Raw genomic sequence first — 21,927 nt, forward strand, 5'->3', positions numbered from 1 at the left:
CTGCTCCGAATTCAAGCGGGGATGAGAACGATTGATCCGGCCGTTTTTCGGCCTTGCAGATCCTTATGCGCCTGGGCCGCGTCGGCCAGCGGATAGCGACCGCCGACTTCGATATTGACGGCCCCGCTGCCAATGACGTCGAACAGTTCGGTAGCGCGCCAGCTGAACTCATCGCCAGTACGGATGAAGTGGAACAGCGAGGGCCGGGTGAGATACACCGAGCCGGCGGCGTTGAGGAGCTGCGGATCGACCGGTGGGACGGGTCCGCTAGCGGCGCCGAATAGGGCCAGTGTGCCGCGTACTGCCAGGCTGGCCAGGCTGGCGTCGAACGTGGTCGCGCCCACTCCGTCGTACACTGCTTGCACCCCGACGCCTCCGGTTAGCTCACGGATCTTGCCGCCGAACTGGGCGGCGTCCTCAGGGTAGGGGAGCACTTCGTCGGCGCCGGCCTCCTTGGACAGCCGCGCCTTTTCGTCCGTCGAGACGGTGGTGAGCACCCGCACGCCGAGGTGAGCGGCCCATTGCGTCAGAATCAGCCCGACACCACCGGCGCCGGCGTGCACCAGCACGGTGTCGCCGCTTTGCACCGGATACACCGACTTCAGCAGATAGTGCGCGGTTAGCCCTTTCAGCAGTACCGAGGCCGCTACCTCGGAGCTGACGTGGTCCGGCACTTTCGCCGTCAAAATTGCTGGCGCAGTGGCGTACTCGGCGTATCCGCCGTTCGCTGAGGCACTGACCACCCGATCGCCCACGTTGAATCCGCTTTCGGCCCCCTCGCCAATGTCAGCTACCGTGCCGCAGACCTCGGAGCCGATGACGAACGGCAGCGGGCGTGGGTACTGCCCCGTGCGGAAGTAGGTGTCGATGAAGTTGACTCCGATGGCCTCGGTCTTGATCAGCAGCCCGCCAGGGCCGGGTTCGGGTTGCGGCCTTTCGACATAACGCAGGACATCTGGGCCGCCGGTTTCGCTGACTTCGATTGCGTGCACGTGGCTATCATGCCCGACCATGAAGCTCGCCCGGCCGGACGTCTTCCATCCACGCGTTGCGTTGGCAGGTTGTCCGCAGCAAGTTGCCGGTGACGCCGACGACGCCGGGCTGGTTGCCGCGCTGCGCAGGCGGGGGTTGCATGCGCGTTGGATGTCCTGGGACGACCCGGAAATCACCCGAGCGCATCTCGTCGTATTGCGTGGCGCTCGCGACTATGCCAAGCGACTCGACGAGTTCCTGGCTTGGACCGCCAGCGTGCGGAACCTGCTGAACGCGCCCGCGGTCGTCGCCTGGAATGCTGACCGGAGCTACTTGGGCGACCTGGTCGATCGGGGGGTGCCGACGCTGCCTTGGGACCGCTCCTCGCCGGGCGGGCCGGTTCGGCTGCCACGCGACGGCCGCATCTTTGTCAGCCCCTCTGTCGGCACCGGGACTCGGCGCTTTAGTGACCGGTCCATGGCGGCGGAGTACGTCGCCGATCTGCACGCCGCCGGCCGGAGCGCATTGGTGCAGCCCGGCGGATTTGCCCCCGAGGCAGTGCTGGTCTTCCTTGGGGGGAAGCCGTCGCATGCGTTCGTCACGCAGGAGAATGCGCTGCGTCAGGGTGATCCCGACTTTGAACTCTGGGATATTGGGGCCGCGGCGCTGGCCGCCGCGGCGGCCCGGGTGGGCGTCGAGGTGGGTGAGTTGCTCTACGCGCGAGTCCACCTGGTCGGCGACAGGTTGCTCGAACTGCAGTTGGTGGACCCGTTGCTGGGCTGGCGGCGCTTGGATGCGGATACCCGCGATTTGGCCCAGCGAGAGTTCGCGTTGTGCGTGGAGTCAGCTTTGGAGCGGCTCGGGCTCGGCCCGTTCTCGCATCGACGCCCATAACGCCGCGGTAGCCGCCGTGCATGCAGCGGCACCGGCCACGTGCACGGCCACCAGGGCCGCGGGCACGCCGGTGAAGTACTGGGTGGTGCCGACGGCGGCCTGCGCGAAAACCAGTGCCAGCAACACCGTGAGCCGCAGCATGATCGCTCGGGCGGCGTGCACCGCCAGCAGCCCAAACCCGAGCCCGACCAGCAGTGCGAGGTAGGAGACCAGCAGCGAGGAATGCATGTGCACCAGGGTGGTGATTTCGACTTTCAGCCGCGGCACCGTTCGCGTCGGGCTTCGGTCGCCGGCATGCGGGCCGGCTGCGGTCACCAGCGTGCCCGTGACCAGCACCGCGGCCAGGTTCAGCGCGCTCAAGGCCGTGAGCGCGCGCAGGGGCCTGGCTACCCGCTCCTGGACAACTGCGTCGTCTCGCTCACCGACCTTGACGTAGAGCAACACCGATAGCCACACCATCGTCATCGATGCCAGGAGGTGGATGGCGACCGTCCACCACAGCAACCCGGTGCGCACGGTGATGCCACCGATCACCGCCTGCACGACGGTGGAGGCCGGCATCAGCCACGCATAGACCAGCACCTCGGCACGCCGGCGCGCCCGGGTGACGGCGAGCACCGCGAGCGCCGCGGTGATGACTACCGCGAAGGTGATCATGCGATTGCCGAACTCGACGGCCTGATGAATCCGCGGCACCTCGGCGACCGCGACCGGGGTAAAGCTGCCCGGAAAGCACTGCGGCCAGGTCGGGCAACCCAGACCCGACGCCGTGACGCGGACAATCGCACCGGTGACCGCGATTCCGCCCTGGGTGAGGATTACGGCCGCGGCAATAACGCGCTGGACGCGCAGGCTGGGGTCGGGGAGCAGGTCCACCAACCGCAACAACCCTCGTCCGACGGCCACTGCCCGATCGTAAGGCACGAAAAACTACACCCTGTAGTAGGGACCTGCCCCTGCGCCCAAACTGAAACTACGCACACCGGTGTCGGTGTGTCGCGTGCGTGGTGTGAGTGTCGCGACGCACCGCGCGACCGTCAGGTGAACCGGAACCAGCGCCGCGCGGCGAGGGCGGCGATTATGCCCCACGCCGCCATGACGAAGATTCCGAACCAGTCCACTGACAGGATCATCGCCTGGGACAACGCCTCGGTAAGCGCGCCCGACGGGGTGAGCCGGGCCGCCCACTTGACCCCGGTGGGAATCACGTTGGTCTCGAGGGTCAGCGTGCCGAACCCGGCGAACACGAACCACATGAGGTTGGCGACCGCGAGGACGATCTCTGCCCGCAGCGTGCCGCCGAGCAGCAGGCCCAGCGCCGCGAAGCCCGCGGTGCCCAGTGCGATCACCGCCGCGCCCAACGCCAGGGCGGCCAGCACCGGCCGCCAGCCGAGCGCAAACCCGATGGCGCCCAAGATGATTGCCTGTAAGAACACCACGGCGACCACTGCCAACGACTTGCCGGCGATGATTCCCCAGACCGGCAGCGGGGTGGCCCCGAGCCGCTTCAACGCCCCGTAGCGGCGATCGAACGCGACCGCGATGGCCTGCCCGGTGAACGCGGTGGAAATCACCGCCAGCGCCATGATGGCGGGGACAAACGTGGCCGCGCGATCCTCGCCGAACGAGCCGAGCGGCAGCAGCGTGAGCCCGACCAACAGCGTGATCGGGATGAACATCGTCAAGAGCAATTGTTCGCCGTTGCGCAAAAGCAGTTTCAATTCCAAATTGAACTGTGCGGCAAGCATTCTGGGCACGGTGTTGGGATGTGGATCCGGGGTGAAGGTGCCCGCGGGGAACAGTGCGCCTACCTGCTTGTCTAGAGTCACTGCCGCAACCTCCTGCCGGTGAGATCGAGGAACACGTCCTCGAGGCTGCGCTGCTCGACCCGCATATCGGTGGCCAGTACGTCGATTTGCGCACACCACCCCGTGACCGTCGCTAGCACCTGCGGGTCGACCGGGCCCTCGACCAGGTACTCGCCCGGCGTCACCTCGGTGGCCTTGTAGTCCTCCGGCAGAGCGGAGGCCAACAACGACAGGTCAAGACGCGGCGGCGCGGTGAACCGCAACTGGTCTTTGGCGCCGCTGCGCATCAACTCCGCGGGTGTGCCCGCGGCCACCGTCACTCCGTGGTCGATGATGACCAGCCGGTCGGCGAGTTCCTCTGCCTCCTTGAGCTGATGGGTGGTCAGCACCACCGTCACGCCGTCGCGGCGCAGCGTGTCGATCAACTCCCAAACCAGCAGTCGTGCATGGGCGTCCATGCCGGCGGTCGGCTCGTCGAGAAACACCAGCTCGGGACGGCCGACTAGCGCACACGCCAACGCCAGCCGTTGCTGTTGCCCACCGGAGAGCCGGCGATAGGTCGTGCGGGCGGCCTCGGTCAGGCCCAAAGTGGCTAAGAGCCACTGCGGGTCCAGGGGGTTGGCCGTGTAGGACGCCACCAGGTTCAGCATTTCGCCGGCGCGTGCCGCCGGATAGCCGCCGCCGCCCTGCAACATCACGCCAATGCGCGTGCGCAGGCGCGCATTGTCAGCGATCGGGTCCAGGCCGAGCACCTCGATCGTCCCGGCGTCCCTGCGGACAAAGCCCTCGCACATCTCGACGGTCGTGGTCTTCCCGGCTCCGTTTGGGCCCAATAGCGCCATCACTTCGGCGGCGTGCACATCGAGATCGAGGTTGGAGACCGCTGTCAGGGATCCGTAATGCTTACATACCCCGCGTAGCCGCATGACGATGTCGGGGACTTTGGGGGCCATGCTCACGAGCGCCGCTCCTCTTCATCGCTTCGCTCTGCATCGTCGTCGGCGCGGCTCACGAGCGCCGCTCCTCTTCATCGCTTCGCTCTGCATCGTCGTCGGCGCGGCTCACGAGCGCCGCTCCTCTTCATCGCTTCGCTCTGCATCGTCGTCGGCGCGGCTCACGAGCGCCGCTCCTCTTCATCGCTTCGCTCTGCATCGTCGTCGGCGCGGCTCACGTGGAATCAGCGTAGGCGTCGGGCGCCGCCTTGGGACGAGGGGTGGCCGTCCGGGTCTCCGGGCCTTCGGTTGCCGTCACCACATCCACGACCGCTGGCTGATTCACGTCGCCGTCCTCCGGCAGCGGTCGCCATGGCAGCCGCGTGTACGTCAGCGCGATGAGCACCACCACGGTGGTTGCGCTGGCCAACGTGGCATCAACGATCTGGAACAGCGCGAAGCGGTCACCGTTGGCCGTCGGACCGAAGATGCCGACGATGAGGGTGACCATGATGGCCGCTACCCGAAATCCCGTGCGGCTGGCCCAGGTGGCCAGCGGGATGATGGCCCACAGCAGATACCAGGGCTGCACGACGGGAAACAGCAGCACTGTGATGCCGAGTGCAACCCCAAGGCCACCGATCGGGTGCAGTCGGCCGCGGAAGACGGCCAGCAACAGCCAGCAGACCATCACCATGATGATCAGCACGCCGATGCCACGGGTCAGCGACAGCACGGCTGTGGTGTGATCGCCCAGGCGCAGCAGAATCCCTACTTGTCCCGTGCCCAGGGCCAGCAGTGTCGGCGGGGACATCCAGCTGCGCACCACATTCGCGGTGCCGAGCGTGAAGATCCAGCCGAATCCGAGCCCACTGGCCCAGCCGACGATGGCCATCACCGCCAGCGACAACCCCGTCATCCCGCCCCCGGCCAGCAGCAGCGCCCGCAGGTTGCCGCCCAAGCGGTAGGCGAGCGCCATCGTCACAAAGCCCAGTGCCAGCAGGGAGGGCAACTTCACCTGCGACGACAGCACGATCAGGATCGAACCCCCCACCAGCATGCCCAGCGGTTCCCAGTCCGGGCCGAGCCGCCACGACGCGGGCTTCAGGCGGGGGGACTCGATGCCGCGCAGCGCGAACTCGGCGCCGGTCAGCATCAGGCCGAGCATCAACGCCTCGTTGTGGATGCCGGCGACCAGGTGCATAAACAGCAGCGGATTGGCAGGCCCTAGCCACAGCGCGCTGACTTCGGCGACTCCGCAACGCCGCGCCAGCCGCGGCGTCGCCCACACGATCAGAGCCACCCCGATCAGCACCACCAACCTGTGGCAGAGCACGGCGGCGACGATGTTTTCCCCGGTCAGCGCGGAGATTCCGCGTCCAATCCATAAGAACAACGGGCCATAGGGCGCCGGCGTCTCGCGCCACAGGCTGGGCACCGAAAGCGTGAATACGTGGCCGAGGCCCAAGCCTGACGCCGGGCCCACCCGGTAGGGGTCAAGTCCCTCCAGTGAGATCTGGCTCTGGGCCAGGTAGGAATAGACATCCTTGCTGTACATCGGCGGTGCGATCAGCAGCGGCAGCATCCACAACACCAATGTGCGGTCCAGCTCGCCCCGCGACATCCGCCTTTTGCCCAACGCGAACCGCCCCAGCATCAACCAGGCCAGCGCCATCATGACCGCCCCGGTGGTGGTCATTGTCAAAGACACCGTTTGGATCCGCGACGGCAGATTCAGCAACCGGACCCCGAAAGTGGGGTCCTGGACGACGGGCCGGGCCCCGGCGCCCAGGGCGCCGATGGCCATCAGGACGGTTCCGGTAGCGCCAAAGAGGCGAGTGCGCTGAAGTGCGGTGAACTCGGTAGCGTTCAGCGGCGAGCCCACCGCTGCCTCATCGCCGTGCAAGCTGGCGATGGATGAGCTCAGCGAGTGGTGGCGGGCTGCCATCAGAGCAGCCTAGCCCCGGCGACGATGCGGGCCGCGGGAAGCGGGCCGCTGAGGAGCGGGGCCATCGTGTCTAGCCCCGGCGACGATGCGGGCCGCGGGAAGCGGGTGGCTGCGGAGCGGCTGTTGCACTCGTCACGTGAGGGCACCCTGGCTAGACCGATGTCCGGAATTGCGTCACACTGGTGTTGTGAAAATCCGATCCGACGTGGATGCTGCCGTGCCTGCAGCGGCTGCTGCAGGGGCGGATGGCCACACCCGCCGCGCGGTGGTGCGCTTGCTGCTGGAATCCGGGTCGATCACCGCCGGAGAGATCGGCGACCGACTGGGGCTGTCGGCAGCGGGGGTGCGGCGTCATCTAGATGCACTGATCGAGGCCGGTGACGCTGAATCCGCGTCTGCTGCGGCATGGCAGCACGTGGGGCGCGGCCGGCCCGCCAAGCGCTACCGGTTGACTGCGAATGGCCGGGCCAAGCTCGACCATTCCTACGACGACCTCGCGTCCGCGGCCATGCGGCAGTTGCGCGAAATCGGCGGTGAGGACGCGGTACGGACGTTCGCCCGGCGGCGTATCGACTCGATCTTGGCCGACGTCGAGGCGGCCGACAGCGCCGACGACGCCGCAGTGGAGGCGGCCGCCGAGCGGGTCGCCGGCGCGCTGACCAAAGCCGGTTACGTTGCGACCACCACTCGGGTGGGTGGGCCGATCCACGGCGTGCAGATCTGCCAGCATCACTGCCCGGTGTCGCACGTTGCCGAGGAATTCCCCGAGCTTTGCGAAACCGAGCAGCAGGCCATGGCCGAGGTTCTCGGAACCCATGTGCAAAGGTTGGCGACCATCGTCAACGGTGACTGCGCCTGCACTACCCACGTACCACTGACACCGGCGCCCAGCTCGCGCCGCGCCGGCAACGATGCATCGCGAAGCGATGAGGTGGGGGCACGCCCCCACAAGTGGGAGGTACCCCCACCCGCTTGCGGGGGAGAGCGGCGCAACATGACCAACACGACGAGCATCAAAGGAGCATCCGCATGACACTCACGCCAGAGTCCACGAAGGCTCCGGCCGAGCCGCTGACCCAGGAAGAAGCGATCGCCTCGCTGGGCAGGTACGGCTATGGCTGGGCGGACTCCGACGTCGCGGGCGCCAGCGCACAGCGCGGGCTGTCCGAGGCGGTTGTCCGCGACATCTCCGCAAAGAAGAACGAGCCCGAATGGATGCTGCAGAACCGGCTGAAGGCGCTGCGCATCTTCGAGCGCAAGCCCATCCCGAAGTGGGGCTCCAACCTTGAGGGCATCGATTTCGACAACATCAAGTACTTCGTGCGGTCTACCGAAAAGCAGGCCGCGAGTTGGGACGATTTGCCGGAAGACATTCGGAATACCTACGACAAGCTGGGAATTCCAGAGGCGGAAAAGCAGCGCTTAGTTGCTGGGGTAGCCGCACAATACGAAAGTGAAGTTGTATACCATCAGATCAGAGAGGATTTAGAGGCTCAAGGAGTCATCTTCTTGGACACTGATACTGGTTTGCGAGAGCACCCCGAAATATTTAAGCAGTATTTCGGCACAGTAATTCCAGCTGGCGATAATAAGTTTTCTGCGTTGAATACGGCTGTTTGGAGTGGCGGGTCGTTTATTTACGTCCCCCCGGGCGTGCACGTCGACATCCCGCTGCAGGCCTACTTCCGGATCAACACCGAGAACATGGGCCAGTTCGAACGGACGCTGATCATCGTCGATGAGAACGCATACGTTCACTATATCGAGGGCTGCACCGCGCCCGTTTACAAGTCGGACTCGCTGCACTCGGCGGTGGTCGAGATCATCGTAAAGCCAAGTGGCCGTTGCCGTTACACCACAATTCAGAACTGGTCGAACAACGTCTACAACCTGGTCACCAAGCGGGCTCGCGCCGAAGCCGGCGCCACGATGGAGTGGGTCGACGGCAACATCGGATCCAAGGTGACGATGAAGTACCCGGCGGTCTGGATGACCGGTGAGCACGCCAAGGGTGAGGTGCTTTCGGTGGCGTTCGCCGGCGAGGACCAGCATCAGGACACCGGTGCCAAGATGCTGCACCTGGCGCCGAACACGTCGAGCAACATCGTGTCCAAGTCGGTGGCGCGTGGCGGTGGCCGCACGTCCTACCGCGGCCTGGTTCAGGTGAACAAGGGTGCCCAGGGCTCCAAGTCGAGCGTGAAATGCGATGCGCTGCTGGTCGATACGATCAGCCGCAGCGACACCTACCCGTACGTCGACATCCGCGAGGACGACGTCACGATGGGCCACGAGGCCACCGTGTCGAAGGTCAGCGAGAACCAGCTGTTCTACCTGATGAGCCGCGGGCTGACCGAGGATGAGGCCATGGCGATGGTGGTGCGCGGCTTCGTCGAGCCGATCGCCAAGGAACTTCCCATGGAGTATGCGCTTGAGCTCAACCGACTGATCGAGCTGCAGATGGAGGGCGCGGTCGGATGACCGGCGCCGTCGACGAGATACATGGCGATGTGGGGGTACCTCCCGCTTGCGGGGGAGAGGAGCGGCGCGCATGACCGCTGAGACAACAGCTCTAGAGGAGTCCCCAGCAGGGTCTGCCGCGCTGAATAAGGGAGAGCTGTTCGCCTCCTTCGACGTTGACGCTTTCGAGGTTCCGCACGGCCGCGACGAGATCTGGCGGTTCACTCCGCTGCGGCGGTTGCGCGGCCTGCACGACGGTTCAGCGCCCGCTACCGGTAGCGCAACGATCGCCGTCAGCGAACGGCCCGGCGTGCGGGTGGAGACGGTGCGCCGCGGAGACGAGCGGCTCGGGCAGGGCGGCGTTCCAGCCGACCGTGTTGCCGCCGAGGCGTTTTCGTCCTTCAACTCGGCGACGCTGGTCACCGTCGGGCGCGACACGCAGATCGCCGAGCCGGTGAACATCACACTGACCGGTCCTGGCGAGGGTGCGGTGGCCTACGGCCATCTGCAGATCCGGGTCGACGAGCTCGGCGAGGCTGTCGTCGTCATCGATAACCGGGGGAGCGGTACTTACGCCGACAACGTCGAATTCGTCGTCGATGACGCGGCCCGGCTTACCGTCGTATGGATCGCCGACTGGGCCGACGACATGGTTCACGTCAGCGCGCATCATGCCCGGCTCGGTAAGGATGCCGTGCTACGCCATGTCACCGTCACGCTGGGGGGCGAGCTGGTCCGAATGTCGGCCAATCTGCGGTTCGCGGCAACCGGAGGCGACGCAGAATTGCTGGGCCTGTACTTCGCCGACGACGGCCAGCACCTGGAATCACGGCTGCTGGTCGACCACGCTCACCCCAACTGCAAGTCGAATGTGCTGTATAAGGGTGCACTGCAAGGAGATCCGGACTCGTCTCGGCCCGACGCGCACACCGTCTGGGTGGGCGACGTGTTGATCCGCGCCGAAGCCATCGGAACCGACACCTTCGAGGTGAACCGCAACCTGGTGCTCACCGACGGTGCGCGTGCCGACTCGGTGCCCAACTTGGAGATCGAGACCGGGGAGATCGTCGGCGCCGGACATGCCAGCGCCACCGGACGTTTTGACGACGAGCAACTGTTCTACCTCCGCTCTCGCGGTATCCCCGAAGAGCAGGCCCGCCGGCTGGTGGTCCGCGGCTTCTTCGGCGAGATCATCTCCAAGGTCGCGGTGCCCGAGATACGCGAGCGCCTGACCGCAGCCATCGAACACGAACTGGCCATCACGGAATCGAGATCAACAGCCTCATGACGACTCTGGAAATCAAGGACCTGCACGTCAGCGTCGACAACCCCAACGCCGTCGACGGGGAACGTGAGATTCCCATCCTCAAAGGCGTCGACCTGACCGTGAAATCCGGTGAGACACATGCGTTGATGGGCCCCAATGGCTCCGGCAAGTCCACGCTGTCGTATGCGATCGCCGGTCACCCAAAGTATCGGGTGACGTCGGGATCCATCACGCTGGACGGTGCCGACGTTCTAGAGATGAGCATCGACGAGCGCGCGCGAGCCGGACTGTTCTTGGCCATGCAGTATCCCGTCGAGGTACCCGGCGTCTCGGTGTCGAACTTCCTGCGCTCGGCGGCGACCGCCATCCGCGGCGAGGCACCGAAGCTGCGGCACTGGGTCAAAGAGGTCAAAGCCGCGATGTCTGCCCTCGATATCGACCCGGCGTTTGCCGACCGCAATGTCAACGAAGGGTTTTCCGGCGGCGAGAAGAAGCGCCACGAGATCCTGCAGCTGGAGCTGCTCAAGCCCAAGATCGCCATCCTCGACGAAACCGATTCCGGTTTGGACGTTGACGCGTTGCGTGTGGTCAGTGAAGGGGTGAACCGCTATGCCCAATCCGAGCACGGCGGCATCCTGTTGATCACGCACTACACCCGCATCCTGCGTTATATCCATCCGGAATATGTTCACGTGTTTGTCGGCGGCCGCATCGCCGAATCCGGCGGGTCGGAGCTGGCCGACGAACTCGAGCAGAATGGCTATGTACGCTTCACACAAGCGGCGCCGATGGTGTCTGGGGGGGCGGGACCATGACCGTCTCGTTAGGCCGTCGATCGCCCCCATTAGACCTTCCGGCGATCCGTGCCGATTTCCCCATTCTCAAGCGCGTGATGCGCGGGGGAAATCAGCTGGCGTACCTGGATTCCGGTGCGACATCGCAGCGCCCATTGCAGGTGCTCGACGCCGAGCGCGAATTTCTCGTCACGTCCAACGGCGCGGTGCATCGTGGCGCGCACCAGCTGATGGAAGAGGCGACCGACGCCTACGAGCAGGGCCGTGCTGACATCGCGGCGTTCGTCGGCGCCGACGCGGACGAGCTGGTGTTCACCAAGAACGCTACCGAGTCGCTCAACCTGGTGTCATATGTGCTGGGCGACAAGCGGTTCGAGCACGCCGTCGGACCCGGTGAGGTCATTGTCACCACCGAGCTCGAGCACCACGCCAACCTGGTCCCGTGGCAGGAACTCGCCCGGCGTACCGGGGCCACGCTGCGCTGGTATGGCGTCACCGACGACGGTCGTATCGATCTTGATTCGGTCGAGCTGGACGAACGCGTCAAAGTCGTTGCGTTCACGCATCACTCCAATGTGACGGGCGCATTGACGCCGGTGACAGAACTGGTTTCCCGAGCCAAAGCCGTTGGTGCGCTGACCGTCCTGGACGCTTGCCAGTCGGTCCCGCATCAGCCGGTCGACCTGCACGGCTTGGACGTCGACTTCGCCGCGTTTTCCGGGCATAAAATGTTGGGCCCCAACGGGATCGGCGTGCTATACGGCCGCCGTGAGTTGTTGGCCGCCGTGCCCCCATTTATTACCGGTGGCTCGATGATCGAGACCGTGACCATGGAAGCCACCACCTACGCGTCGCCGCCGCAGCGATTCGAGGCAGGAACCCCGATGACCTCCCAGGTGGTCGGGTTGGCCGCCGCCGCACGCTATCTCGGCGCGATCGGCATGGACGCCGTCGAAGCGCACGAACGTCAGCTCGTTGCCGCGGCCATCGACGGGTTGTCCGATGTCGACGGCGTGCGCATCATCGGGCCCACAGCAATGGAAAACCGCGGCTCGCCAGTAGCATTCGTCGTCGACGGCGTGCACGCGCACGACGTCGGGCAGGTGCTCGATGACGACGGCGTCGCCGTGCGAGTCGGGCACCATTGCGCGTTACCGCTGCACCGCAGGTTCGGGTTGGCGGCCACCGCGCGAGCTTCGTTCGCGGTGTACAACACCATCGGCGAGGTCGATCGGTTGGTGGCCGGTGTTCGACGGTCGCTGGAATTCTTTGGGAGAGCCTGAAGTTGCGACTCGAGCAGATCTACCAGGACGTGATCCTGGACCACTACAAGCACCCGCAGCACCGCGGGCTGCGTGAGCCATTTGGTGCGCAAGTCTTCCACGTCAACCCCATCTGCGGCGACGAGGTTACCCTGCGGGTGACCTTGTCGGACGATGGTGAAACCGTGGCTGACGTTTCCTATGACGGCCAAGGCTGTTCGATCAGTCAGGCGTCGACCTCGGTGCTCACCGAACAGGTGATCGGTCAGAGCGTGCCCGAGGCGCTGCGGACCATCGCGGCGTTCACTGAAATGGTGTCTTCGCGCGGCACCGTTGAGGGCGACGAGGATGTGCTGGGCGACGGAGTCGCATTCTCCGGAGTGGCCAAATACCCAGCGCGAGTGAAATGTGCGTTGCTTGGCTGGATGGCGTGTAAGGACGCACTGGCCCAGGCCAGCGAATCCTTTGAGGAGGTTACTGATGAGCGAAACGACCGCGCCGGATGAGGAATTGCTCGCCGACGTCGAGGAGGCGATGCGCGACGTCGTCGACCCGGAGCTGGGGATCAACGTCGTCGATCTGGGACTGGTCTACGGCCTAGACCTGGAAGAGGGCGACGAGGGAACTGTCGCGCTGATCGACATGACCCTGACATCTGCAGCGTGTCCGCTCACCGATGTCATTGAGGACCAGTCGCGCAGCGCGTTGGTCGGCAGTGGTTTGGTCAACGACATACGCATCAACTGGGTCTGGAACCCGCCGTGGGGTCCGGACAAGATCACCGACGACGGGCGTGAGCAACTACGCGCGCTCGGTTTCACCGTCTGATCGCAAAACGCCTGTCAGAAGGCGTCTTCGGAGACGCGCATGATCTCGTCGTCGATGGATTCGATCACGGTACGCACTCCGCTCAGTTTCGGCAGCATGTTTTTGGCGAAGAACGACGCGACCGCAATCTTGCCCTGGTAGAACGACTCGTCGTTCTTCGACGGCCCATTCGCCAAAGCGGCGCGGGCGACATTGGCTTGAGCCAGCAGTCGCCAGCCGATGAGCAGGTCGCCAACGGCCAGCAGGTATCGCACCGATCCGAGCCCCACCTTGTAGATGTCGTTGGGGTTTTGTGCCGCAGACATCAGATACCCGGTCAGGGCGCCGGTCATGGCGGTGAAATCGTCGAGTGCGGTCTGTAGCAGCTCGGCTTGTGGCTTCAGCGACTCATCGATGTTCTCGATGGTGTGGCTGATCTGCGCCAGCACATGCTGCAGTGCCTGGCCGTGGTCACGCACGATCTTGCGGAAGAAGAAGTCCAGCGCCTGGATGGCAGTGGTGCCCTCGTAGAGAGAATCGATCTTGGCGTCGCGGATGTACTGCTCAATGGGATAGTCGACCAAGAAACCCGAGCCACCCAGCGTCTGCAGCGACTCGGTCAGGATTTCGTAGGCCCGTTCCGAGCCCACCCCTTTGACGATCGGCAGCAGCAGATCGTCGACGCGGTGCGCCATATCGTGATCCGCGCCCGAAACACGTTGTGCCACATCGTCATCCTGGTGTGCGGCGGCATACAGATACAGGGCCCGCAGACCCTCGGCGTAGGCCTTCTGGGTCATCAGGCTGCGACGCACATCGGGATGCCGCATGATCGTGACCCGCGGCGCCGTCTTGTCGGTCATCTGGGTTAGATCCGCACCCTGTACCCGCTCCTTGGCGTAGGCCAGCGCGTTCAGATAGCCCGTGGACAGGGTGCCCGCGGACTTGACTCCGATCGTCATGCGGGCGTGCTCGATGATGGTGAACATCTGCGCGATCCCGTTGGGCACACCGCCGATCAGGTAACCAACGGCCGGCACATCGGTTGCGCCGAAAGTTAATTCACACGTGGGGGACGACTTCAGACCCATCTTGTGCTCAAGCCCGGTGACGTACACGCCGTTGCGCGGGCCGAGTTCTAAAGTCTCGGGGTCGAAGAGGAAATTGGGCACGTAAAACAGGCTCAAGCCCTTGGTACCTGGGCCGGCGCCCTCGGGGCGGGCCAACACGAGATGGAAGATGTTCTCGCAGGTATCGCCGACGTCTCCACCGGAGATGAACCGCTTGACGCCCTCGATATGCCAAGTGCCATCGGGTTGTTCAATGGCCTTGGCGCGGGCCGCACCCACATCGGAGCCCGCGTCGGGTTCGGTGAGCACCATGGTGGACTGCCAGCCACGCTCTATACCCTTGGCCGCCCACTGCCGCTGCTGTTCGTTGCCCTCCACGTAGAGCGCATTGGCCATCACCGGTCCCAAGAGATAGAAGCACGCAGACGGATTGGCGCAAAAGATCATTTCGTTGACAGCCCAGGTGAGCGGCGGCGGCGCGGCCATTCCACCGATCTCCTCGGCCAGACCCAGGCGCCACCACTCGGCATCTTTGATCGCTTGCACCGTCTTGACTAACTCCTCCGGCACGCTGATCGAATGCGTGGCCGGGTCGAACACCGGTGGGTTGCGGTCGGCGAAGGCGAACGATTCGGCGATCGGGCCTTCGGCCAGGCGCGCGGCCTCGGACAGTATCGTGCGGGCGGTGTCGGCGTCGAGATCGCTGTACCTGCCGGCGCCGAGGACGGCGCCTACATCAAGAACTTCGAACAGGTTGAACTCGAGATCGCGGACGTTGGCGATGTAGTGCCCCAATTCGGTTCCCTTCAACCTCGGCTGATCGGTTATTGATCGGGAACAGTCTCGCCGAGTGGAGAAAACGTACGCAACCGTAGGTAGGGCTGCTACTACGTGCCGTTCGCGCCGTTTATGCCGAACAGCAGCCCGCGCTGGCCGCCGGTGCCGGGCGTGTTAAGAAGACCGAAGGCGTCGCCTCCGTCACCGCCGTTGCCGATCAACAGCGCGTTGCCGCCGTTGCCGCCATCGCCGATCACCGTCCCGCCGTCGCCACCGGCCCCGCCGTTACCGATCAATCCGGCCTGGCCGCCGATCCCGCCGTTACTGGTCGTTCCGCCGTCGCCGCCGTCACCGCCGCTGCCGTACAGGAACCCGCCGTTGCCGCCACTCCCGCCGTTGCCGAAGGAGAGGGAATCCCCGCCCGCGCCTCCGTCGCCTAGTAACCAGGCCCGACCACCCGCGGCGCCCCCGGCGGGGCCGGCGCCGCCGGCGCCGCCATTGCCGTAAAGGAATCCGCCGTTTCCGCCGACGCCGCCAACTCCCCCGGGAGCGCCGGCGCCGCCGGCGCCGCCCGCGCCGAACAACAAGGCGGAGCCACCGATGCCTCCGGTGCTGCCGATGCCGCCGATACCACCGTTGCCGTACAGCCACCCGCCAGCGCCGCCATTACCGCCGCCCGCGCCCGCTCCGCCGTTACCGCCGTTCCCGCCGTTGCCGAGCAGTCCGGCGGCCCCGCCGCTGCCGCCAGCGACCCCCATGGCGGATTGCGAGAAGCCGTTGCCGCCATTGCCGAACAGGATCCCGCCGGCCTGGCCGTTCGGGCTCGCCGCGGTGCCATCGGCTCCGCTACCAATAAACGGACGGTTGAACAGCGCTAGCGCGGGCGCATTGATAAAGTCCGCGATCGGCTGGAAGGCGCCGAAGTTGGTGGCCTCCGCGGCGGCGTACGCCTGGGCGCCGCCGGACAGGCTTCGCACGAATTCGCTGTGAAACGCCGCGACCTGAGCGCTCGCTACCTGAAAACTTTGGCCGTGTGCGGCGAATAACGCCGCGACGGCGGCCGATACCTCATCGGCGCCCGCGGCGGCCACCGCTGTCGTCTGGGCCGCCGCCGCCGAATTAGCCTCGCTAAGCATCGAACCGACGCGAGCCAAGTTCTGGGCCGCACCCGATAACAGCTCCGTATTGGCAACCACGAACGACATCCCGTACCTCCCCTGTGAAGCGTCAGCGACGCAATGAATCTTAGCGTGATTCGTCAGCAATAGTTACCCATTCTTCACCCGTTTCAGGATGAGTTGCGCAAACCGGCGCGGAAATCAATTTGCGTTGTGCCAGTGACCAATTCAATCGCATACCGCAATGCAATCGAGATTTTTGGCGATCGCTGCGTCCCTAGACTCGGTTCATCCTGACGTACTCCCACCCCTGTCGTGAGGCCGCCGGAATGACTTTGACCGCTTTCGAAGTGACTGCCCCAGAGGCAACTTTCGACCGCGCTCCAAGAACGATCTCCCAACCGTTGAGCTGGCGGGCCGCGCTGTGGACAGTGGTGTCCGTGCGCTGGGCGGCGATCGCGCTTGCGCTGTTCCTGGCGGGGTTGGCGGCGCAGCTGAACGGTGCGCCTAAGGCGATGTGGTGGACGCTGTATCTGGCCTGCTACCTCGCAGGTGGGTGGGGTTCGGCATGGGCCGGCGCACAGGCGTTGCGGAACAAGGCCCTTGACGTCGACTTGCTAATGATCGTCGCCGCGATCGGCGCGGTCGCAATCGGTCAGATCTTCGACGGCGCGCTACTGATCGTAATTTTCGCGACCTCCGGCGCGCTCGATGACGTTGCCACCAAACACACCGCAGACTCGGTCAAAGGGTTGTTGGACCTCGCGCCGGATCGCGCCGTAGTGATCGACGGGGACGGCAACGAGCGGGTGGTGCCGGCCAGTGAGTTGGTGATCGGTGACCGGGTGGTGGTACGGCCCGGAGAGGGGATACCCGCCGATGGGGTAGTGATGTCGGGATCCTCTGAAGTCGACCAATGCTCGATCACCGGCGAATCGATGCCGATGGCCAAGGACAGCGGCGACGAGGTGTTCGCTGGCACCCTCAACGGATCAGGGGTGCTGCAGGTAGTGGTCACTCGTGACCCGTCGCAGACCGTGGTCGCCCACATTGTCGAACTGGTGGCCGAAGCGTCGGCGACCAAGGCCAAGACGCAGCTCTTCATCGAGAAAATCGAGCAGCGCTACTCCGCTTGCGTGGTGGCCGCCACGCTTGCCCTTGTCACCATCCCGTTGATGATGGGCGCCCAACTGCAGCCAACGTTGTTGCGCGCCATGACTTTTATGATTGTGGCCTCGCCGTGTGCCGTCGTGCTGGCCACTATGCCGCCGCTGCTATCGGCGATCGCCAATGCGGGCCGGCACGGGGTACTAGTCAAGTCCGCGGTGGTCGTCGAGCACCTCGCTGACATCAGCATTGTCGCGCTTGACAAGACCGGCACGCTGACTTGCGGCATCCCGCAACTGACCACCGTGGAGCCGCTGAACCGTGACGCGGTCGGCGTCGATAGATTGCTCCAATTGGCTGCTGCCGCAGAGCAATCCAGCGAACATCCGCTTGGGCGTGCCATCATCGAGGAAGCTCGCAGCCGAGGCATCGCCGTCCCGCCGGCAGAGGACTTCCGCGCTCTGCCGGGCCGTGGGGTGCGCGCCACCATAGGGCGTGATTTTGTCGAGGTCTGCAGCCCACACGGCTATCGAGGCGCGCCCGTGCCCGAACTGACGCCGATCCTCGAGGCCGGTGCAACCGCCGCGATCGTCCTACTGAATGGTGTCGTGGTTGGCGTACTCGGACTCACCGACCAGGTCCGACCCGATGCCGCTGAATCGGTCGCGTCCCTGACCGCTTTGACCACGGCACCGCCGGTGCTGTTAACCGGAGACAACGGGCGCGCGGCCCGACGGGTTGCCCAGCACGCCGGGATCACCGACGTACGCGCGGCATTGCTGCCAGAACAGAAAGTCGAGGCGGTCCGCGGCCTGCAGGCCAGCGGTCACCGGGTGCTCGTCGTCGGCGACGGCGTCAACGACGCCCCCGCGATGGCGGCGGCCCGTGCCTCCATGGCCATGGGCGCCGGAGCCGACCTCACCCTGCAGACTGCCGACGGTGTCACCGTGCGCGACGAACTGCACACCATCCCGACGATTATCGGGCTGGCCCGGCAGGCTCGCCGGGTCGTGACCGCCAACCTGGCCATTGCGGCTACCTTCATCACGGTCCTGGTGTTGTGGGATCTGTTCGGCCACCTGCCGCTGCCGCTGGGCGTGGCGGGCCACGAAGGATCCACGGTGCTGGTCGCCCTCAACGGCATGCGTCTGCTCACCAACCGGTCGTGGCGGGCCGCGGCCCATTCTTGTCGGGGCACGTGCGCTGAGGGCTGAAACTCGGGCGTTTCCGCCAACCCGGACGTACGCTCCCAGACGTGGTTACTCGGAACCTGACGGCAGCGGTTTTCAAGCAAACCATCGACGTCAACGACAATGTGCTCGTCTACTTCTGGGCGCCGTTGTGCAGGCCGTGTGACTTGTTCACCCCGACCTATGAGAGCTCGTCGAACAAACACTTCGACATCGTGCACGCCAAGGTCAACTACGAAACCGAGAAGGACCTGGTAGAGCTGGCTAAGGTTCAGCACTTACCGACACTGATGGCATTCAAAAAGGGCACGCTGGTGTTCCGGCAGGCCGGTGTTGCCAATCCCTCGGTCATGGACAACCTGGTGCGGCAGCTTCGGACCTACAAGTTCAAGGTCGAATCGCCCCCGCAAGCCCAGCGTGGCCTGCTTTGAGCCCAGGGAACAAGAACAGCGCCGCGTGGCGTTAGGGGTGGCGTGACTACCCAAGACCTCACTGCTGCACAGTTCAATGAAACCGTCAACGGCAACGACATGGTGCTCGTCGATTTTTGGGCATCCTGGTGTGGCCCGTGTAAGGCCTTCGCGCCGACGTTCCAGGCTTCCTCGGAGAAGCACCCAGACGTTGTGTTCGCGAAGGTGGACACCGAAGCCGAGCAAGAGCTCGCGGCAGCCGCCCAGATCCGGTCCATCCCCACGCTGATGGCATTCAAGAAGGGCAAGCTGCTGTTTAACCAGGCCGGCGCCCTGCCGCCCGCAGCGTTAGAGGACCTGGTCAAGCAGCTCAAGGCCTACGACGTGGACGCCGCCCAAGCAGAACAAGCCTGATACGACCGGGCCGTTCTGGATTGCCCGGTTCCTCAGCCCGCCGCCACGCGGCGGGCATCGTCGCCGGGCTTGTGCCGGATTGCCCGGTTCCTCAGCCCGCCGCCACGCGGCGGGCATCGTCGCCGGGCCGTTCTGGATTGCCCGGTTCCTCAGCCCGCCGCCACGCGGCGGGCATCGTCGCCGGGCTGCGCTACCTTGCATGGGTGAGTTTGGTCCTTATTGAAAACCCCCGGCCCGAGATTGCGCTAATCACGCTTAACCGGCCTGAGCGGATGAACTCGATGGCTTTCGACGTCATGGTGCCGCTCAAAGAGGCCCTGGAGCAGGTCACCTACGACAACTCCGTGCGCGTAGTTGTGCTGACCGGGGCGGGTCGAGGGTTCTCTTCGGGCGCAGATCACAAGTCCGCGGGCACCGTGCCTCATGTCGAGGATTTGACCCGCCCGACGTACGCGCTGCGTTCTATGGAGTTGCTCGACGACGTCATCCTGGCGTTGCGCCGGTTGCACCAACCGGTGATCGCCGCGGTGAACGGCCCGGCGATCGGCGGTGGGCTGTGCCTGGCGCTGGCCGCAGACATCAGGGTGGCCTCGACAACCGCTTACTTTCGGGCCGCCGGCATCAACAACGGACTGACCGCAAGCGAACTGGGGCTCAGCTACCTGCTGCCCAGGGCCATCGGATCGTCACGTGCGTTCGAGATCATGCTGACCGGTCGGGATGTCAGTGCCGAGGAAGCCGAACGGATCGGGCTGGTGTCGTGTCAGGTGCCGGAAGGCCAATTGCTGGACACCTGCTATGCGATCGCCGCCCGGATGGCGGCGTTCTCGCGACCGGGAATTGAGTTGACCAAACGTACGCTGTGGGGTGGACTAGACGCCGCCAGCCTGGAAGGGCACATGCAGGCCGAGGGCCTGGGACAACTGTTCGTTCGTCTGCTGACGGCCAACTTCGAAGAAGCAGTAGCCGCGCGCGCGGAGCGAAGGCCGCCGGTTTTCACTGACGACAAATAGCCACAGGGGAGCGATTGTGATCACGGCTACGGACCTCGAGGTCCGCGCTGGTGCGCGCATTCTGCTCTCACCCGATGGTCCCGACCTACGCGTGCAACCCGGCGATCGGATCGGGCTGGTCGGACGCAACGGTGCGGGCAAGACCACGACGCTGCGCATCTTGGCGGGGGAGAGCGAGCCGTACGCCGGGTCGGTTACCCGCAGCGGCGAAATCGGTTATCTGCCACAGGATCCCAAGGAGGGTGATCTCGACATCCTGGCCCGCGACCGGGTGCTGTCGGCGCGCGGACTCGACGTGTTGCTCACCGATCTGGAAAAGCAGCGGGCGCTGATGGCCGAGGTGGCCGACGACGACGCGCGCGACCGCGCAATCCGCCGGTACGGCCAGCTCGAGGAGCGATTCGTCGCGTTGGGCGGCTACGGCGCCGAAAGCGAGGCGGGCCGAATCTGCGCGAGTCTCGGGCTGCCCGAACGGGTGCTGACACAGCAACTGCGCACCCTGTCCGGCGGTCAGCGCCGGCGGGTGGAGCTGGCGCGGATTCTCTTCGCCGCATCGGAAGGCGGAGCCGGTGCTTCGGGTTCGGGGACCACGTTGCTGCTCGACGAGCCGACCAATCACCTCGACGCCGATTCGCTTGGCTGGCTGCGGGAATTCCTGCGGGCGCATACCGGCGGGCTGGTAATGATCAGCCACAACGTCGACTTGATCGCTGACGTGGTCAACAAGGTGTGGTTCCTGGATGCGGTGCGCGGTGAGGTCGACGTCTACAACATGGGCTGGCAGAAATACCTCGACGCCCGTGCCACCGACGAGCAGCGTCGCCGTCGGGAACGCGCCAACGCCGAACGCAAAGCCGCCGCACTGCGTACCCAAGCCGCCAAGCTGGGCGCCAAAGCCACCAAAGCCGTTGCAGCACAAAACATGTTGCGTCGTGCCGATCGCATGATGGCCGCCCTCGATGAAGAGCGCGTCGCCGACAAGGTGGCCCGGATCAAATTCCCCACCCCGGCCGCGTGTGGTCGCACTCCGCTAGTGGCCAAGGGGCTGAGCAAGACGTATGGATCGCTTGAGGTATTCACCGGTGTCGATCTGGCTATCGACCGTGGCTCTCGGGTTGTCGTGCTGGGACTCAACGGTGCCGGCAAGACAACCCTGCTGCGATTGCTGGCCGGCGTCGAGCAAGCCGATGCCGGCGCGTTAGAGCCGGGGCACGGATTGCGGATCGGCTATTTCGCCCAGGAACACGACACGCTCGACAACGAAGACACCGTCTGGCAGAACATCCGCCACGCCGCACCCGAATCCGGTGAACAGGATCTGCGCGGTCTGCTAGGGGCCTTCATGTTCAGCGGCCCGCAGCTTGATCAGCCCGCGGGCACACTATCCGGCGGAGAAAAGACCCGTCTCGCGCTGGCCGGTCTGGTGGCGTCCACAGCCAACGTGTTGCTCCTCGACGAACCGACCAACAATCTCGACCCGGCGTCGCGTGAGCAGGTGCTCGACGCGCTACGTAGCTATCAAGGCGCGGTGGTGCTGGTGACCCACGATCCCGGCGCCGCCGAGGCGCTCGACCCGCAGCGCGTGGTGCTGCTGCCGGACGGCACCGAGGACTATTGGTCCGACGAGTATCGGGATCTCATCGAGCTGGCCTGAGCAACCGCAAGCGTTTTCGCCCAAATCGGCCCG

At 65.2% G+C, this 21,927-nt stretch carries 19 protein-coding genes and 1 pseudogene; 13 read left to right on the forward strand and 7 right to left on the reverse strand.

Annotated elements, in window-relative coordinates:
- Positions 1-11: 11 nt before the first annotated feature.
- Positions 12-992 (reverse strand): quinone oxidoreductase family protein, encoded by a 981-nt coding sequence (locus MSIMFI_RS23375; RefSeq protein WP_191499360.1) that lies wholly within the window; start codon positions 990-992, stop codon positions 12-14.
- A gap of 19 nt (positions 993-1,011) precedes the next feature.
- On the opposite strand from MSIMFI_RS23375, the gene MSIMFI_RS23380 reads away from it, so the two are divergent.
- On the forward strand, positions 1,012-1,866 hold the full coding sequence (locus MSIMFI_RS23380) for a hypothetical protein (RefSeq protein ID WP_191499361.1): 855 nt from the start codon (positions 1,012-1,014) through the stop codon (positions 1,864-1,866).
- Here MSIMFI_RS23380 and MSIMFI_RS23385 read toward each other — a convergent pair.
- The 4 genes from MSIMFI_RS23385 to mptB form a co-directional block, all read right to left on the reverse strand.
- Positions 1,816-2,790: a COX15/CtaA family protein gene (locus MSIMFI_RS23385; RefSeq protein ID WP_396820572.1), complete on the reverse strand. Its 975-nt coding sequence runs from the start codon at positions 2,788-2,790 to the stop codon at positions 1,816-1,818. The two genes, MSIMFI_RS23380 and MSIMFI_RS23385, sit on opposite strands and share 51 nt — an antisense overlap.
- A 113-nt stretch (positions 2,791-2,903) precedes the next feature.
- Complete coding sequence (locus tag MSIMFI_RS23390; RefSeq protein WP_224770445.1) at positions 2,904-3,614, reverse strand: ABC transporter permease; 711 nt, start codon at positions 3,612-3,614, stop codon at positions 2,904-2,906.
- Between the two features lie 77 nt (positions 3,615-3,691).
- Positions 3,692-4,627 carry an ABC transporter ATP-binding protein gene (locus MSIMFI_RS23395; protein WP_396820583.1) on the reverse strand — a complete coding sequence of 312 codons (936 nt, stop codon included), beginning with the start codon at positions 4,625-4,627 and terminating at the stop codon, positions 3,692-3,694.
- 214 nt (positions 4,628-4,841) lie between these two features.
- The gene (gene mptB, locus MSIMFI_RS23400) at positions 4,842-6,554 is read right to left on the reverse strand and encodes a polyprenol phosphomannose-dependent alpha 1,6 mannosyltransferase MptB (RefSeq protein ID WP_191499363.1); all 1,713 of its coding nucleotides are present in this window, start codon (positions 6,552-6,554) and stop codon (positions 4,842-4,844) included.
- A gap of 85 nt (positions 6,555-6,639) precedes the next feature.
- On the opposite strand from mptB, the gene MSIMFI_RS23405 reads away from it, so the two are divergent.
- The 7 genes from MSIMFI_RS23405 to MSIMFI_RS23435 all read left to right on the forward strand — a co-directional run bounded on the left by MSIMFI_RS23405 (position 6,640) and on the right by MSIMFI_RS23435 (position 13,162).
- Positions 6,640-7,587, forward strand: a complete 948-nt coding sequence (locus MSIMFI_RS23405; RefSeq protein ID WP_224770396.1) for a helix-turn-helix transcriptional regulator — start codon at positions 6,640-6,642, stop codon at positions 7,585-7,587.
- Positions 7,584-9,032, forward strand: coding sequence for a Fe-S cluster assembly protein SufB (sufB, locus tag MSIMFI_RS23410; RefSeq protein ID WP_186242827.1), 1,449 nt, complete (start codon positions 7,584-7,586; stop codon positions 9,030-9,032). The genes MSIMFI_RS23405 and sufB overlap by 4 nt, the downstream gene beginning before the upstream one ends.
- Before the next feature lie 70 nt (positions 9,033-9,102).
- Entirely contained in the window at positions 9,103-10,299 is a 1,197-nt protein-coding gene (gene sufD, locus MSIMFI_RS23415) for a Fe-S cluster assembly protein SufD (RefSeq protein ID WP_191499364.1), read from the forward strand.
- On the forward strand, positions 10,296-11,093 hold the full coding sequence (gene sufC / locus MSIMFI_RS23420; protein WP_186242829.1) for a Fe-S cluster assembly ATPase SufC: 798 nt from the start codon (positions 10,296-10,298) through the stop codon (positions 11,091-11,093). Before sufD ends, sufC begins: the two co-directional genes overlap by 4 nt.
- Positions 11,090-12,355, forward strand: coding sequence for a cysteine desulfurase (locus MSIMFI_RS23425; protein ID WP_191499365.1), 1,266 nt, complete (start codon positions 11,090-11,092; stop codon positions 12,353-12,355). The genes sufC and MSIMFI_RS23425 overlap by 4 nt, the downstream gene beginning before the upstream one ends.
- Entirely contained in the window at positions 12,352-12,840 is a 489-nt protein-coding gene (sufU, locus tag MSIMFI_RS23430) for a Fe-S cluster assembly sulfur transfer protein SufU (protein ID WP_191499816.1), read from the forward strand. Before MSIMFI_RS23425 ends, sufU begins: the two co-directional genes overlap by 4 nt.
- A complete protein-coding gene (locus MSIMFI_RS23435; protein ID WP_085252190.1) occupies positions 12,815-13,162 on the forward strand; it encodes a metal-sulfur cluster assembly factor in 348 nt (115 codons plus the stop codon). Before sufU ends, MSIMFI_RS23435 begins: the two co-directional genes overlap by 26 nt.
- A 14-nt stretch (positions 13,163-13,176) precedes the next feature.
- Here the strand turns inward: MSIMFI_RS23435 and MSIMFI_RS23440 are convergent, their stop codons facing one another.
- Both MSIMFI_RS23440 and MSIMFI_RS23445 read right to left on the reverse strand, forming a co-directional pair.
- Positions 13,177-15,006: an acyl-CoA dehydrogenase gene (locus MSIMFI_RS23440; protein WP_191499817.1), complete on the reverse strand. Its 1,830-nt coding sequence runs from the start codon at positions 15,004-15,006 to the stop codon at positions 13,177-13,179.
- A gap of 92 nt (positions 15,007-15,098) precedes the next feature.
- Positions 15,099-16,193 (reverse strand): PE family protein, encoded by a 1,095-nt coding sequence (locus MSIMFI_RS23445; RefSeq protein WP_191499366.1) that lies wholly within the window; start codon positions 16,191-16,193, stop codon positions 15,099-15,101.
- A 242-nt stretch (positions 16,194-16,435) separates the two neighbouring features.
- On the opposite strand from MSIMFI_RS23445, the gene MSIMFI_RS23450 reads away from it, so the two are divergent.
- The 5 genes and pseudogenes from MSIMFI_RS23450 to MSIMFI_RS23470 all read left to right on the forward strand — a co-directional run bounded on the left by MSIMFI_RS23450 (position 16,436) and on the right by MSIMFI_RS23470 (position 21,894).
- A complete protein-coding gene (locus tag MSIMFI_RS23450) occupies positions 16,436-18,427 on the forward strand; it encodes a heavy metal translocating P-type ATPase (protein WP_191499367.1) in 1,992 nt (663 codons plus the stop codon).
- A gap of 41 nt (positions 18,428-18,468) precedes the next feature.
- A pseudogene (locus tag MSIMFI_RS23455) lies at positions 18,469-18,869 on the forward strand (thioredoxin domain-containing protein).
- A gap of 7 nt (positions 18,870-18,876) precedes the next feature.
- Complete coding sequence (gene trxA, locus MSIMFI_RS23460; RefSeq protein ID WP_186242835.1) at positions 18,877-19,227, forward strand: thioredoxin; 351 nt, start codon at positions 18,877-18,879, stop codon at positions 19,225-19,227.
- 203 nt (positions 19,228-19,430) lie between these two features.
- Complete coding sequence (locus MSIMFI_RS23465) at positions 19,431-20,240, forward strand: enoyl-CoA hydratase (protein WP_191499369.1); 810 nt, start codon at positions 19,431-19,433, stop codon at positions 20,238-20,240.
- 16 nt (positions 20,241-20,256) lie between these two features.
- Positions 20,257-21,894, forward strand: a complete 1,638-nt coding sequence (locus MSIMFI_RS23470) for an ABC-F family ATP-binding cassette domain-containing protein (protein ID WP_191499370.1) — start codon at positions 20,257-20,259, stop codon at positions 21,892-21,894.
- The last annotated feature ends 33 nt before the right edge of the window (positions 21,895-21,927 follow it).

Source organism: Mycobacterium simulans (genome assembly GCF_900232995.1).
In the GTDB taxonomy this organism is placed as follows: domain Bacteria; phylum Actinomycetota; class Actinomycetes; order Mycobacteriales; family Mycobacteriaceae; genus Mycobacterium; species Mycobacterium simulans.